At 39.9% G+C, this 16782-nt stretch carries 9 protein-coding genes; all 9 read left to right on the top strand.

Going from position 1 to position 16782, the window contains the following annotated elements; translation table 11 throughout:
- Positions 1–173 precede the first annotated feature (173 nt).
- The 9 genes from R2J37_RS06195 (at position 174) to R2J37_RS06235 (ending at position 16744) form a co-directional block, all read left to right on the top strand.
- The gene (locus R2J37_RS06195) at positions 174–2765 is read left to right on the top strand and encodes a glucosaminidase domain-containing protein (RefSeq protein ID WP_316266673.1); all 2592 of its coding nucleotides are present in this window, start codon (positions 174–176) and stop codon (positions 2763–2765) included.
- Between the two features lie 42 nt (positions 2766–2807).
- Complete coding sequence (locus R2J37_RS06200) at positions 2808–5285, top strand: GH25 family lysozyme (protein WP_316266675.1); 2478 nt, start codon at positions 2808–2810, stop codon at positions 5283–5285.
- Between the two features lie 26 nt (positions 5286–5311).
- Positions 5312–8068 (top strand): L,D-transpeptidase family protein, encoded by a 2757-nt coding sequence (locus tag R2J37_RS06205; RefSeq protein ID WP_316266677.1) that lies wholly within the window; start codon positions 5312–5314, stop codon positions 8066–8068.
- Positions 8069–8144: 76 nt separating this feature from the next.
- Positions 8145–10802 carry a BNR-4 repeat-containing protein gene (locus R2J37_RS06210; RefSeq protein ID WP_316266679.1) on the top strand — a complete coding sequence of 886 codons (2658 nt, stop codon included), beginning with the start codon at positions 8145–8147 and terminating at the stop codon, positions 10800–10802.
- A gap of 279 nt (positions 10803–11081) precedes the next feature.
- Complete coding sequence (locus R2J37_RS06215) at positions 11082–12563, top strand: flippase (RefSeq protein ID WP_316266681.1); 1482 nt, start codon at positions 11082–11084, stop codon at positions 12561–12563.
- Positions 12564–12617: 54 nt separating this feature from the next.
- Positions 12618–13523 carry a glycosyltransferase gene (locus R2J37_RS06220; RefSeq protein WP_316266683.1) on the top strand — a complete coding sequence of 302 codons (906 nt, stop codon included), beginning with the start codon at positions 12618–12620 and terminating at the stop codon, positions 13521–13523.
- Positions 13510–14415 (top strand): glycosyltransferase family 2 protein, encoded by a 906-nt coding sequence (locus R2J37_RS06225; RefSeq protein ID WP_316266685.1) that lies wholly within the window; start codon positions 13510–13512, stop codon positions 14413–14415. Before R2J37_RS06220 ends, R2J37_RS06225 begins: the two co-directional genes overlap by 14 nt.
- A 71-nt stretch (positions 14416–14486) precedes the next feature.
- Entirely contained in the window at positions 14487–15389 is a 903-nt protein-coding gene (locus tag R2J37_RS06230; protein WP_316266686.1) for a glycosyltransferase family 2 protein, read from the top strand.
- A 323-nt stretch (positions 15390–15712) separates the two neighbouring features.
- The gene (locus R2J37_RS06235) at positions 15713–16744 is read left to right on the top strand and encodes a glycosyltransferase family 2 protein (protein WP_316266688.1); all 1032 of its coding nucleotides are present in this window, start codon (positions 15713–15715) and stop codon (positions 16742–16744) included.
- The last annotated feature ends 38 nt before the right edge of the window (positions 16745–16782 follow it).

A 16782-nucleotide genomic window follows, 5' to 3' on the forward strand; every position in this document is an offset into this window, starting at 1 on the left:
TTTGGACATCTTGCATTTTTATAGGGCGAAAGCCCGCGAGCGAGAATCCGAAGGATTCGAGCTTGCACGTTGTATGAGAAAAGAGGAAATAATGCATAAAGCGCCCGCGGGGCTTTAACAGCTCTTTTGTCAGCTTCAGAAGAAAAACGGGGATACAAATAAGGAGGAAATATATGAAAAGAAAATGGAGAAAATGGGTTGCCCTGATCCTGTGCATGGGAATGCTGTCAGGAAGCAGCATTTTAACCTATGCTGATGAACCGGCAATGGCAGAAAGCCAATCAGCGGCAGAGGAAAACACGGAACAAACGGCAGCGTCCGAAACAGAAGAGATGGACGCGGCTTTAGAAGTTTCAGAGGAAAATGAAGAAGTGCAGTCAGAAGCAGAGCAGACGGGAGAGAGTCAGACGGCCGATACATCCTCTGGGGACCAATCCGGCGCTGACGCCGGAATGTCTATGGCTGCCAAAGAAGTCTACAGTATAGATGAAAATGGAAATGTGTATCTGCTGGAAGAAGATAACGGGGGAGTTGTAGAAGAAAGCAGCGCGAGAAGATATGCCAGGGCTGCTTCAGAAAAGATCGTAAACTTCCGTGCCAATGCCAGCGGACAGACAGTCAGTGATATTACAGAATATACAGAATACAATACCGGAGAGTCCGGCTATGTATATGGCAGAAGCGGCGCTGATGCAGCGTACCTTGGAGAAGTGAACGGAAAAGTAAAATTCATGATAGCAGGCGTTGTGGGTCTGGTGGATAAATCCAAGGTTCAGGTAGTCAACCTTAGCAGCGCCAAAAGCTATAGCTGTTACTATGCCGATGGCACGAATCTTATCCATAACATTACGATGAATATGACAACACCTGGGTATGGGGGATACGTCAATGTGGGGCCGCAGCAGTCCTATATGAAAACAGGACAGACATATTACAGTTATGATGGACACTATTTCTATCAGAATTACAGCACAATGCTTTCTGATTACAGGAATAATACAAGAAAGAACTCTATCAACCCCGACAATCCATATTATAATTATTTCCAGTACCTCCCATTGAGAAGTCAGACGGGATATTCCGGAAGTGCGCTGAACAATATGATCAACAGACATGCTTCCGGTAATTCCAAGATGAACAATACAGGTGCGAATTTTGTGAACCGCCAAAATTCTTACGGCACAAACGCACTTATCATGGCATCTGTGGGAGCGATTGAAAGCGGCTGGGGAAGCAGCAGTATTGCCCAGAGTAAAAACAATCTGTTTGGACTGAATGCGGTAGATTCCTCACCGGGAGAGAGTGCTGATACATATAAAAGCGTAGACGCATGTATCCAGACATTTTCAGAGACCTATTTATCCAAGCGGTATTTAAGAGCAGGGTGGTCCTTCTATCATGGCGGATTCCTGGGAGATAAAGCGAGCGGTATGAACGTAAGCTATGCTTCGGATCCATACTGGGGTGAGAAGATCGCTAATATTGCATGGCAGCTGGATAATGAAAACGGGCAGAAAGACCGCTATAAATATACGATCGGGATCAAAGATACCATCAATACAAAATACAATGTAGTCAATGTAAGAAAAGAGGCCAATACGGCATCCAATGTTTTGTATACAACCACAAGTTCCTCCGGGCGTTCTGTTTCCAATTATGCAGTATTGATAAAAGGAAGCAGCGGAAGCTTTTACCAGATACAGAGTGATCCGGTGCTGAACAGTGGAAGAACAGCAATCAATTCAAGTTCCGGAGCATATAATTTTTCCAATATGTATGCGTATATCAGTAAAGATTATGTGACAGTCGTATCCGGAAAAGTAAGCGGCGGCGGTGATACTCAGACACCTTCCGCCTCCGAAGGGATTACCTATTCTGTCCATGCTCAGACCTATGGCTGGATGGGCGAGCAGAAGGACGGAGCAATGGCTGGAACAGAAGGAGAAGCGAAGCGGCTTGAGGCTGTTAAGATCAAGCTTCGGGATCCATCGGTCAGCGGTTCGGTAAAATACAGAAGCCATATTCAAAGTATCGGCTGGACGGACTGGAAGTCCGACGGCGCTATGTCCGGGACAGAAGGCCAGGCAAAGCGGATGGAAGCGATCCAAATCCAGCTGACAGGAAAGATGGCAGAAAAATATGATATTTATTACCGGGTACACTGCCAGACTTACGGCTGGCTCGACTGGGCGAAAAACGGCGAGACAGCAGGAACGACAGACGGGGCAAAGCGGATGGAGGCATTGGAGATCCGGCTTGTGAAGAAAGGCGGGGCAGCTCCGGGAGAAACTATGCGTACCTATGTACAGCCGCTGCTGCAGTACCAGACCCATGTACAGACCTATGGCTGGCAGGAAATGGCAGAAGGCGGCGTAAAGGCCGGTACGGAAGGCCAGGCAAAGCGGATGGAAGCGCTGAAGCTTTCTCTTGTGAATCAGAAGTACAGCGGGAATATAGAGTATAAAGTCCATGTACAGACCTATGGATGGATGAACACGATGCGAAACGGTGCGCTTGCAGGAACGACAGGCCAGGCGAAACGGATGGAAGCCATTCAGATCCAGTTGACAGGCCAGATGGCAAAGCAGTATGATATTTATTATCGGGTACATTCCCAGAGTTATGGCTGGCTTGGCTGGGCCAAAAACGGTGAATCTGCCGGGACAAAAGGACTTGCAAAGCGAATGGAAGCCATTCAGATCGTTCTTGTGAAAAAAGGCGGAGAAGCTCCGGGAAGTACAGATCAAAGATTTGTAAAAGCATAAGATATAAAAGGGAAGAATCAGAGAAAAAAGGAGGAGTTTACATTGAAAAGAAACTGGAAGAGACTGACAGCGCTGGCTTTGGCAGTATGCCTGACGGCCGGAATGGCATTTTCAGTAGACTTTAGCAGTAATGCGGCAGAAAATGACGGAACAGCTGCAGTTTCAGAAGAAAATGGAACAGAAGCGCCTGCGACCGGACAGGATGATACAGCATCTGATCAGGAGACAGGCAGCGGTTCAGAGGGGAGCGGCACGGAAACAGAAGGGACCACTGAAGATTCGGCTGAAACTTCTGACGGGACAGGAGACAATGCGGCAGTAAGCACAGAAGAGAGTGGGGAAGCAGAAGAACAAGCATCAAATGAAGCGGCAGAAGAGCAGTCAGAAGAAGAACCACAGACTCGTCTGGCAAACAGCTGGAGATACTCCAACGGTCAGCCGATTCAGAGCAAAACGGCAAGATCAGCACGTGCAGTTTCCAATGCCTGGGAAAAGGTAAATGGAAGATATGTCAACTCCTATGGAGATCCTATTCCGGGAGCGCAGCTGAAAGGTGTGGATGTCAGCGAGTGGCAGGGAAGAATTGACTGGGCAAAAGCAAAAGCAGACGGTATCGAATATGCGATCATCCGTGTGGGCTGGCATGGAAACAATGACAGCCATGTAGATGACTGGTTTGAATACAATGTTTCCGAGTGTGAGAGGCTGGGTATTCCATATGGCGTATACCTCTATTCTTATATTACAACGACGGCAGGAGCTACAAATGCTGCAAATTTTGTATTAAATCAATTAAAAGGGCATACTCTTTCCTATCCGGTATATTTGGATCTGGAAGATAATAGTACGATCAATACAGATCATGGCGCCATTGCACAGACCTTTTTAAACAAAATCACAGCAGCCGGTTACAGAGGCGGCGTCTATGCCAATCTGAACTGGTGGAATAATTATCTGACAAGTTCTGTATTTAACAATGCGGCATGGTCAAAATGGGTGGCACAGTATAATTATGAGTGTAATTATACAGGTACTTATGATATGTGGCAGTGTACCTCTTCAGGTAAAGTTGACGGAATTTCCGGCAATGCAGATCTCAACTTCTGGATGGTGAAGACCTATGATCAGCAGCCGATTGAGGTGGAAGACCCGAATATCATCAGCTATTCGTCTCATATGCAGACATTTGGCTGGCAGCCGACGGTTCAGAACGGATATCAGACCGGAGTGACAGGATATTACAAACGATTGGAGGCTGTTAAGATTAGTATTGGCGACGGCTATGGCGATCTGGGCGTAAGGTACAGTACGCATGTGCAAAGTTACGGCTGGATGGATTATGTGGAAAACGGAGCAACTTCAGGAACAACCGGGGAAGCGAAACGAGTGGAAGCCATTAAGATCGAGCTGACAGGGAGCGAAGCTGATAACTATGATATTTACTACCGGGCACACTGCCAGACCTACGGCTGGCTTGACTGGGCCAAGAATGGAGAAGCGGCCGGAAGTCAGGGCTATGCGAAGCGGCTGGAAGCTATTCAGATTGTTGTAGTTCCGAAAGGATCCGAGGCTCCGGGAAGCACTGAGAAACCATTTGAAAAGAAACCGATGGCTGTGAAATATCAGACGTATGTAAACGGATCCGGATGGCAGGCAGCGGTGGAAAATGGAGCGACTAATGGAACAACGGGTCAGGCAAAATCTTTGGAGGCTTTGAAAGTTACCATTACAGATTCTGACTATACCGGCGGAGTGAAATATGAAACTTACATGCAGACATACGGATGGAACGGAGAAAAATCAAATGGAACAGAGGCAGGTCTTGCCGGAGGAGGCAAGCGCCTGGAGGCAGTAAGAATGTCTCTGGAAGGCGACATTGCGGAACATTATCATATTTACTACCGCGCTTACGTACAAAGCTATGGCTGGCTTGACTGGGCGAAGGACGGAGAAGCGGCTGGAACTTTTGATTATGCCAAGAGAATGGAGGCAATCCAGATCAAACTGGTGGAAAAGGGCGGAGCAGCTCCGGGAGAGACAGATACTCCGAGCAAACAGGCTCTTTTGAAATACAGTACTCACATCCAGACTTATGGCTGGAAGAGCTGGAGCTTTGATGGGGAACAGAGCGGAACCACAGGCCAGGCAAAACGTCTGGAAGCGATAAAGATAGATTTTGCTAATTCAAAATATGCAGGAAAGCTTCGCTACAAAACTCATGTACAGACCTACGGTTGGGAGGATAACTGGACAAAAGGTGGACAGATTGCCGGAACCACAGGCCAGGCAAAACGCCTGGAGGCTATTCAGATTGAATTGACAGATGAAATGGCAGAACAATATGACATCTATTACCGTGTACACTCTCAGACATATGGCTGGCTTGGCTGGGCGAAAAACGGCGAGTCTGCCGGAACAGAGGGACTGGCAAAACGTCTGGAAGCTATTGAGATCCAGCTGGTAGAAAAAGGCGGAGCAGCTCCGGGAAGCACAGAGCAGGCTTTTATAAAGGGTGAATAGAAAGAAAATTATCGAGGTGAGAGAAGTTGAGACGTTTAAAAGGAGTGACAGCCATTGTACTGAGTGCATTTCTGATTTTTGGAAGTGCGGGAAGCGCTCTGGCATCAGAGGGAACAGAAACCAGTGCTCAGGTTACTTCAGACACCGCAGATAACAGCTTAGAGGATCAGACGGAAAATGGCGGCGTTACGGGGGAAAAAGGTTTGGAGGAAACAGCACCTGAGACTGGAGATGAACAGAAAGAGACAAATCCTACTACAGATCAAGGTGAAACTGAAAAAGCAGAAAGCGACGAAACGAAGGATTCTTCTGCAGAGATGACAAATCCCAAAGATATAGCAACAGAGGATCCTGCTGCAGGAGAAGAGACAGGTACGGAAGGAACTGGTGAGGAAACCGGAGAGGGAAATGAACAGGATAAGCCGGAGGAAGAGCAGATTCCTAAGCTTTCCTATCGTGTTCATGTTCAGAGCAGCGGCTGGAACAACTGGACAGAAAACAGTGGAATCATCGGTACAACCGGAAAAGGGAAAAGACTGGAAGCGATTCAGTTGAAGGTTGAAATGCCGGAACAGGGAGCAACGGAAACACCTGTAGAAGGAAGGGATCCAGGAGCAACAGGGCTGGACGCAGCAGAGGTGGCTACGGAAGAACCGGAGCAGCCGGCTGGAATCGAGTACCGTGTTCATGCTCAGAGCTATGGCTGGATGGACTGGGTGAAAGACGGCGCACAGGCTGGAAACACAGGCCAGGGGAAACGATTGGAAGCCATTCAGATCCGTCTGACCGGTTCTCTGGCTGATCAATATGATATTTACTACCGTGCACATGTAGAAAGTTATGGCTGGCTGAATTGGACAGCTAATGGAGAAAAGTCCGGAAGCCTGGGCTATGGAAAACGGATGGAGGCCCTGGAGATTCGTCTTGTAAAGAAAGGGGAGGCAGCTCCGACAGGTGAGGGAGACAGCTATAAATACCCTGATCTTTCCTATCAGGCCCATGTACAGTCTGTTGGCTGGCAGGCGGAGAAATTTAACGGACAGACAGCCGGAGTGACCGGGCAAGCCAAGAGAATGGAAGCTATTAAAATCAAACTGCCGGACAGCGAGTATGAAGGCGGAATTGAATATCAGACACATGTCCAGTCTATCGGCTGGCAGGGCTGGAAGAAGGACGGTCAGATTGCCGGGACAACCGGACAAAAGAAGCGCCTGGAAGCAATCCAGATTCGGTTGACCGGTGAGATGGCAAATCAGTATGATGTTTATTATCGTGCCCATGTACAGAGTTTTGGCTGGCTTGGTTGGGCGAAAAACGGCGAAGAAGCCGGAACCTTGGGCTATGGCAAGCGGATGGAAGCGTTAGAGATCCGGCTGATAAAGAAAGGGGAAGATGCGCCCGCACAGACAGCGGAAAGCTTTAAGTATCCTCTTGTATCTTACCAGGCACATTCACAGTCTGTAGGATGGCAGGAGATAAAAGCTGATAACGATATTGCCGGAGTAACCGGAAAAGGCAAGAGAATGGAAGCTATTAAAATTCAGCTTCCGAATATTGGATACGAAGGAAGTATTGAATACCGCACTTATGTACAGTCCATCGGCTGGCAAGGCTGGAAGAAAGACGGACAGATTGCCGGAACCACTAATCAGGCAAAACGAATTGAGGCTATTGAGATTAAGCTGAGCGGGGAAGTGGCAGAGCACTATGACGTATATTATAGTATCCACATGTCGAAGATTGGCTGGACAAATTACGCAGTAAACGGTGAAACTGCCGGAAGTACTGACTTAAGCAAACGAATTGAGGCCATTAAGATCCAATTGGTAGAAAAAGGCGGAAAGGCGCCGAATACAAGCGGCACAAAGTTTATTGAGGGATATAAAGCCAGCGACATGTATTACAGTGGAACAATCCAGGGAAAAGGAAACAGTGGAAATGTTCAGATGGGTGGAACGCTTGGAACAACAGGTCAGAGTAAACGCCTGGAGAATATTACTGTTACGCTGAACCGCAGGACAGAGGCGATGCCTTCCGGAACTATTAAATATGCAGTGCATCTTTCAAAAACCGGGTGGACCGGCTGGTCGGAGGCGGGAAAAGTTTCCGGATGTACAGACGGCTCTAAAGGGATAGAGGCTGTGAAGTTTAGTCTGTCAGGCGACCTTTCCAAATATTATGATATTTATTATCGTACCTATGTACAGAAATATGGATGGCTTGGCTGGGCGAAAAACGGGCAGGCAGCAGGAACTTCAAAAATCGGCTACAGACTGGAAGCATTACAGATCAGACTGGTTTCCAAGGATGCCAGCGCACCGGGAGCCAATAGGAATTATTATACAGAACAAAGAATTGTATCAGGTCCGGATGCAGGAATGTATGCACGGGCAAACCTTTACAGTAGTTCGACACCGTATATTATCATGGTTGACAGAGGAAACCGGAAGGTTGGTGTATACCAGGGTTGGAGAGGAGCATGGAAAAATGTAAAATACTGGTCCTGTACAGTTGGAGCACCAAGTACGCCTACAGTTTCCGGAGTCTTTAAAGTGGGAAGCAGAGGATATTATTTCAATTCCGGAAATGTACGCTGTTTCTGGTGGACACAGTTCTATGGTGATTACCTGTTCCATTCTACTACTTATTATCATAATGGAGCAGTAGCAGACAGCAGGCTCGGGCTCGCGTTATCTCATGGATGTGTGCGTTTGAATATCAACAATGCAAAATGGATTTATGATACCGTTCCAACTGGGTCAACAGTAGTTGTGTATAATTAGAAAGAAGAAGCAGTAATTGCATTTTCTGCAATTACTGCTGTCTTGTATATAAAATTGAAAACGGTAAGAGGGCATTATGAAAAAAATTGCAAGTATTATTTGTCTGATTTTACTGATTAATTCTTTTGCGTTTGATGTTCAAGCAGATGAAGATCAGAACATGGGACAGGAACAAAAGACGGTTGCAGAAGAAAATGAGACGGAAACAGAAATTGGTGAAGATGAATCACAAATAAAGGAAGAAAACAGTGGTTTAGAAAATGTTGAAGAGGAATCGGAAGTTGTTGAAGAAAATGCAGGGATAGAAGAAGGTGCGCTGCAGCAGGAAGCGCAAGATTTTTCTGACAATTATGTAATATGGGGAACAGGTCGGGGAATCACAAATGAAACAATTCAAAGTAAGGGAAACCAGTATGTCGCTGAACAGTTAAAAATTTCGAACATTACATTGACAATACAGCAAAAAGAGATGATTGATCTGTACTGTAGGAATAATGGCATAAGCGGATGTAATTCTGGTGATTTGTCTGCATATGCTATACCCAATGCAGTCTTTGTTAAATATGAAAACGCTTGGGTCTTCATATCAGAAGATAAAATTTATAGTGTGAAGAGTCCAATATTAAATGCATATATTGCGGCAAATGGCGCAAACAGTTTAGGAGCTCCGGTGGGAGAACAATATATCAATAATAACTGTATTTACCAAGCGTTTGAAAATGGGAATTTAACATATACTCTTGAAAAGACAAGTGATACGTTGTGTGTTCGTCGTGGGAATACCTATTATTTCAAATATTCTATAGGAAGTGGTGAAGCAGACAGAATCATTACTTATGGAAAAAAAACTGATAAAACAATAGTGGGAGATTGGGATGGAGATAGAACAGATACGTTGTGTGTCCGCCGTGAGAACCGTTACTATATAAAGAATAGCCTAGAGCCAGGGGAAGCAGATATTATAGTAGATTATGGAAAGAAAACAGACCAGGTGTACGTAGGAGACTGGGATGGGGATGGAACAGATACGTTGTGTGTCCGCCGTGGGAATCGTTACTATATAAAGAATAGCCTAGAGCCAGGGGAAGCAGATATTATAGTAGATTATGGAAAGAAAACAGACCAGGTGTACGTAGGAGACTGGGATGGGGATGGAACAGATACGTTGTGTGTCTGCCGTGGGAACCGTTACTATATAAAGAATAGCCTAGAGCCAGGGGAAGCGGATATTATAGTAGATTATGGAAAGAAAACAGACCAAGTATACGTAGGAGACTGGGACGGGGATGAAATAGATACATTGTGTGTCCGCCGTGGCAATCGTTACTATATAAAGAATAGCTTAGAACCAGGAGAAGCAGATGAAATAATTGACTATGGCAAAGCGACCGATTCTGTATTTGCTGGAATGTGGATTCGTGAAGAAGTGATAAATGAACCTGATATAGAGGAATTACAGTTTAATTCTTCTTTGGGTGTACAGTTTAATTCTTTAACATCTGGGTTTGCTGGTAATGCTGTTAATGGAGTTTCTTTTAGAAAAAATGCCATTACAACATTTATTGATAAAAATGGAAATGAAAATCAGATCTGTGCGTATTATGATTATTATGGAACGATTGTATTGGCAAAGAGAGTAAATAATGGGTCATGGACTTATGAATGGACTGGATTAAAAGGGGATATAACGGATGCACATAATACGGTTTCTGTAGCTGTGGATGGGAACGGATATATACATTTGGCATGGGGACAGCATGCTGGAGGGTTAAATTATGCCCGTTCCGAAGAACCTCTTAGTTTGAAAGTAAGTGTGAAGGACATGATTGGCAGTTTGGAAGATTCTGTGACATATCCAGAATTTTATAATTTGCCAGATGGCGATCTGTTTTTCCTATATAGAAATGGAAATGCTGGTAATGGGAATTTAGTCTTAAATAAGTATTATGCAGAACAGGGAGTTTGGGAGAGAACTCAAGATAATTTGATATCTGGAGAAGGCGAAAGATCCCCATATTGGCAGGCGACAGTGGATCATTCTGGAAAACTTCATATATCGTGGGTTTGGAGAGAGACACCGGATGTTTCTACAAATTATAATATTTCATATATGGTTTCAACAGATTCCTCCGGAACAGAGTTTACAAACTCTAAAGGAGAAATTATAAATCTGCCAGTAATAGAAGATACGGCGGAAGTTATATGTGAAATTCCTCCAAACAGTTCTTTGATTAATCAAACTTCTATGACAGTAGATACGAATGATATGCCTTATATTGTCTCGTATTGGAGAGTGAATGGTGCAGTTCAGTATAATGTGATAAGGTTTACTGGAGAACAGTGGATTATCTATAATACAGATATAAGAAATACGGATTTTGTGTTATCGGGAACAGCGACACAGAAATTGCCTTGCGCTCGGCCACAGATTTTGGTTAAAGGTGCAGGTGAGGATGCAAGTATATTTTTGCTATTCCGGGATGATGAAAGAAATTCATATGCCTCTGTTGCTAAATTATCGTTAAATGGAACGGAAATTGTTACGGAAAAAATGATAGACATTTCCAATTCTTCTTTGGGAGAGTGGGAGCCGAATTATGATGTTAATTTGTGGAATCAAAAAGGTGAAATTGTTTTATTGGTACAAAAAGAGTTTTATACAAGGGACGGATTGGAAGAAAGATACCGGGTTGAGAATATGTATGCGGTAAATATTTCTAATATTTGTAATTGAAAAGATTAGTGAGGATGCGCTAAAATTTTGAAGGGTATGAGAGTATTCCTAATTTGTATAAGGGACGGTAGTATTGACTTGGTATGCTCCTTTCTAGGTAGACAAGGAAAATAGAACTTGCTGCTTAGAAGGGGGCATATTTTGTGCCTGGAATGCAAGAGTAATATTGATAGAAGAAAATTATAAAGAGGAGATTAAAGGTTGTTTCATAAGATAAATAGTGATATAATCCTTTAGGATAGCTAATAGTATTGGAGTAAAATATTATTAAAAAGTAGTATGAGTAATAAAATAGAAAAACAGAAATCAATAAAAACTAATTTGATAGCAAATGGTATAAAAACTCTGATGACTGTTCTTTTTCCTTTGATTACCTTCCCATATGCCTCAAGAGTATTAGGTGCTTCAGGAATTGGAAAAGTAAATTATGCAAGTTCTATTATATCATATTTTTCTCTATTTGCTGCTTTAGGAATTAGTACTTATGCAGTTCGTGAAGGAGCACGAATAAGAGATGATAAGGAAAAATTTAATAAATTCGCTAAGGAAATGTTGAACATTAATTTTGTGACAACATTTTTTTCCTATATACTTCTTTTGATATTCCTGAGTCTCCCCGTTTTGTCAGGGTATAAGGATCTCTTGATTATATTTAGCATAGGTATTGTATTTACAACTATTGGAACAGAGTGGCTGTTTATTATTAAGGAAGAGTATGCTTATATAACAAAAAGAGCAATTCTTTTCCAAATTATATCAATGATATTATTATTCTTATTAGTGAGAAGTAAGGATGATTATAGGTGGTATGCATCATTAACAGTGATTTCTTCTGGAGGGTCAGCAATTCTTAATTTTTGGCATTCCAGAAAGTTTATAAACTGGAGAAAAAAATACCAGTATGAATATCGAAAACATATTAAACCAATTCTCTTGATTTTTGGGACAAGCTTGGCATCTAGCCTTTATATGACAATGGATACTACTATGCTCGGGGCTATGAAAGGTGATACCGCAACAGGAATTTATACAGCTGCCGTAAAAATTAATTCGGTTATTAATACATTGCTGAATACGATTTCAGCTACAATACTTCCAAGAGTTTCTTATTATCTTGGAAATGGGCTGAAAAATGAATTTCAGAAATTAATGCAGACTTCGGCTGATATTTTGTTCATGGCGGCTATGCCGATTGCAATAGGTATGATGTGTGTTAGCGATATTTTGATTGTAGTATTTAGCGGACCGGAGTTTATAGAAGGAAGCTTGGCAGCGAAGATACTTTCTGTAAAATTAGTGTTTGGAGCAATTGATCGTATGTTGGCATATCAGGTATGCATTCCTTATAAAAAAGAGAAGGAAGTACTAATTTCTACAATTGCTGGTGCAGGAGTTAACCTTATTGCAAATACTATATTGATACGTTTTTTCGATGTGACAGGGGCGGCAGTAGCAACATTGTTGTCGGAAATGGTTGTCTTCGTTATTTTGACAATATATGCTCGGCAGTTATTTGAAATAAAGTATTTATATAAGCGCCTGCCAATTTATTTCATAGCAAGTATTTGGTTTTTTGGAGTTAGGTGGATTGTGAGTAGCCAAACTTCTGACGTCATACTAGAGCTGTTATTAACCGTATCCATTTGTGCAGTGGGATATTTTATATTACTGATTATTTTGCGTGATCCCTATCTAGTGGGAATTATAAATAATATTTATGACAAAGTTAAAGAAAAATTAAGAGGAAAAGGACATAAGTAAAAATTTTTAGGGTTATTGTTAAATAGCTCTAATATGTATTGAAAGGGAAATATTATGTATGAAAGAATAGGCTTTGTAATATTACATTACAATGCTATAAAAGAAACGATAGATTGTGTGAATTCAATTATAAATAACATAGATACGGATGATTATTTTATTATTGTTGTTGATAATAAATCTCCGAATAATACGGGAGAAGACTTAAAAAAAAGGTATGCTAAGAATAAGAAAGTAAAGGTAATTTTAAATAAAAGTAATTTAGGATTTGCAGGTGGAAATAACATAGGATACCAATATGCTGTTGAAGAGTTATTATGCTCATTTGTCTGCATTTTAAATAATGATACTCTTATTATTCAGAATGACTTTTTGGGGACCATAAAACAAGAGTATCAAAGAAGTAAATTTGGAGTTATGGGTCCTATGATTATTTTGAAAAAAGGAGAAATTAATAATTTATATTATTCTCTTCCAGATCTTGAATTTTTCAAAAAAGAAAAAAAAATCATGGAAAAAGAGTATTTTATAGCTAGATTTCATCTGCGAATTCCAAATGCTTTATTTAAAATGATAAAAAATGTGTTTTGTAAAATTGTTCGCATAAAAAGAGTATCAAGATTTCATAATTATTTTACAACTGCGGGACTCAATAATAGACATGAAGATGTTATATTGCATGGGTGCTGCCTGATTTTTTCTCCTCTTTATATTGGAGCATATAAGGAGGCTTTTAATGCCAAAACATTCCTTTATAAAGAAGAGGAGTTATTGTATCTTCGTTGCAGGCAAAAAAGCTTAAAAACAGTATACAATCCCAATCTAGTTATTAGACATTTAGAAGACGCCTCTACAAATTCTGTATTGGAAAGTAATAATGCTAAACGAGTAAGATGGGCTAAAAATCAGATTGATTCATTGCAAGTAGTCATTGAGGAGATGGAAAATGAAAGACTTTAATCCTTTAGTAACAGTTATTATACCTATGTATAATAGAGAAAACACAATATTGGCTGCAGTTACTAGTGTTTTAAACCAAACATATAGAAATCTTGAACTGATAGTGGTGGATGATTGCTCGACAGATAATTCTGTAAAAGTTGTCAAGCAATTGGATGATGATAGAATACGATTGATATTATCAAAAGAAAATAAAGGGGCATGTGTAGCGAGAAACATAGGTATCGAATGCGCTAAAGGGGAATATATAGCCTTCCATGATAGCGATGATATTTGGCATAAAAATAAATTGGAAAAATCATTATATTATATAAAAAAAACAAAGGCAGATATGGTTTTTTCATCTTTATATAAGCAGGGAGAAAAAAAATATCCAACCGGCAGAATTATTCCTAGAACTAATTTAAATGATATGGAAGATAAAGTTGGAGTTCTATTGGGGAAAAATTGTATTAGTACTCAAACAATAGTTTTGAAAAAAGAAATAATCGAACATATTAGATTCGATGAAACATTGCCAAGATTTCAGGACTGGGATTTTGCCCTTCAAATTGCTTTGAGCGGATATAAAATATATTTTATTGAAGAGCCACTGGTAGATTGTTATGAGTTAGAAGATAGTATTACTAAAAATGGTACTAAAGCTGTTAAAGCATATGAAATTTTAGAAAAGAAATATCAAAATCAAAGAGAGAAAAATAAAAAAGCTAAGTATACTTTTTATAGTCTGGCAGGGAATTTACTAGAACAAAACAAAATTAGTGGCGCAAGTTATTTTAAAAAAGCATATGAACAAAGCAAAAAAAGAATAGACTGGCTTAGATATATATTAGCAAAAGTGAGACTTTTCAGATTTTGTACATTATGTGCTGATAAGCTTCACTTAAGTTAAGAAAAAAGAAGAAAGCTCTTTGAAAAGTGGGATTGGGTAAGTAATATTGATTTGAATGAGTGGTGAATAATATGAATCAAAGTATTGCGGCGTCTATTGTATTATATAATCCTCAAATAGATCGGTTGAGAGATAACATTGTGTCTGCAGCAGCACAAACAGAGTGTATAGTTCTTATAGATAATGGAAGTTCTAATATAGATGAAATAGAAAAGGCAGATTTTGTTGTTGAGCATTGCGTTTTGATAAAAAATAGTTCCAATTTAGGGTTAGCTACAGCTTTAAATCAGGCGATGCAGTGGGCTTATGAGAATGATTATGATTGGGTTTTGACATTAGACCAGGATTCTGTTTGTGAGAAAAGTCTTGTTGTAAATTTATCTAAACATGTCAATAAAGAAAGAGTAGGTATTATTGCACCTAAATTTATAGATAGAAATTGTAAAAGACTATCAGACAGTGAAACGGGATGGAAATATATATTGAGATGCATAACTTCAGCATCGTTGACTAATGTTAAAATCTGGAAAGAAGTAGGGGAATTCAATGAGGAACTTTTTATTGATTATGTAGATTATGATTTTTGCGCAAAATTGATAAGAAGTGGATACGCAATTATAAAGGATTCAGATGTATCTCTCATCCATGAAATCGGGCATTCAAAAAGGATATTTGTGGCTAAAAAGCATTCATATATATTATATAACCATTCGGCAATGCGAGATTACTATATTGTAAGAAACACTTTGTATTATTGTTATGAATATCCAGATGTTTGGAATGTGAAAAGAGAAAAAAGAGAATTGCTGATCAGATGTGTGATGATTATGCTTTTTGAATCGGACAAGCGGCATAAGTTTGCAGCAATGCTAAAAGGATGGAAAGATTCTAAAAAGCTTATTTCTAATCAGAAGAATCGAAAAAAAGAGGAAAAAGAGGAAATAAGAAAGAAAAATATTGAATATGTAAAATAGAAGTTTTAGAGGTATTGAGATTTAAAAGAAATTTGGCGGTTAAGTTTTAGTGGGGTATACATTAATAATTTAGAACTCTATCCTATGGTAAAAGAATTTAAAGTTCAGAATCAAGTGAACAATATTGAAAGATATAAGAAAAAGCAGCAGGCAAAAAGTCATCCGACTAATAAGCTGATAAGATTATTAAAAAAAGTGTATGAAAGAACATTTAAAAAGTTTATGTTCGTTCAAAAGTATATAATATCCCTGGTAAATAGGTCTCTGATTAAAATATGTGCTGTCTAAGTAAATAATAAAAGGACTATGGAGTATAAAGAACTATGGCAGATATAAGTGTAATTGTTCCGGTATATAATTCAGAAAGATATTTAGAAAAGACTCTAAACAGTATTTTGAAACAATCCTTTCGTGATTTTGAATTGATTTTGGTCGACGATGGCTCGGCGGATTTAAGCGGGGAAATTTGTGATAAATATGCAGAGAAAGATAAACGAATTGTCGTGATTCACAAGAAAAATGGAGGTATTTGCTCTGCCAGAAACGCAGGAATGGAAATTGCGAAAGGACAATATATAGCATTTTGTGATAATGATGATTTGTACTTGGATGGCTTGTTAGAAGATAATTATTATTTGGCGGATAAATATGATGCAGATGTGGTTCGCTTTTCTCGAAGAAGAACAGACAGCCTTAATGGAAAAGTGATAGCTGTTCGTGAGACAAAAGGATTTCAAACAGGTTATATTCCTTCAAGTAAATTTGAAAAATTTTATGAGCAAATAAATAATGCCGGGGAAGGAGTATGGGCTGGATTATATAAGAGGGAATTTCTGGAAAAATATAATATTAAATTTAATGAAAATATGAAATATGGATATGAAGATTTGTATTTCATGATTCAGATATATATGCATCAACCATCGATTGTTTTAAATAGTAAAGTTTATTACCATTGGATTATGAGATATGATCACAGTACTTCAGCTAAAATTAATAAAAATAATATAGATTCATTGATGGTATGCCTGCTGGAAAAATGGAATTTGTATAAAAAATACAGAATGGAAGAAACCAAGAAATATTTGTGGATAAAAGAGTTGTCGGCGCGAATTTGTCAGGTAATTAAATATGTGGGTCCCGAAAAGGCGGGATTAAAATTAAAAGAACGAATTGATGTGATAAAATACTTTGCAACATGTAGTGTTTTTGATGAAAGATTTAGATTTAATACCATGCTTAAGATGATAAAGCAAACAGGTGTGGGAAGTGCTGGGATATGTTGGATGTTTTCGCATCGACTGTATTTCGTGTTGTATTGTTTGATAATTGGAAAGAATTTTAGGATGTATTAACAACTAAATTAAAAAGATATTATATAGAAGGGGAATTT

Origin of the sequence: Claveliimonas bilis, assembly GCF_030296775.1 — a bacterium.
In the GTDB taxonomy this organism is placed as follows: domain Bacteria; phylum Bacillota; class Clostridia; order Lachnospirales; family Lachnospiraceae; genus Claveliimonas; species Claveliimonas bilis.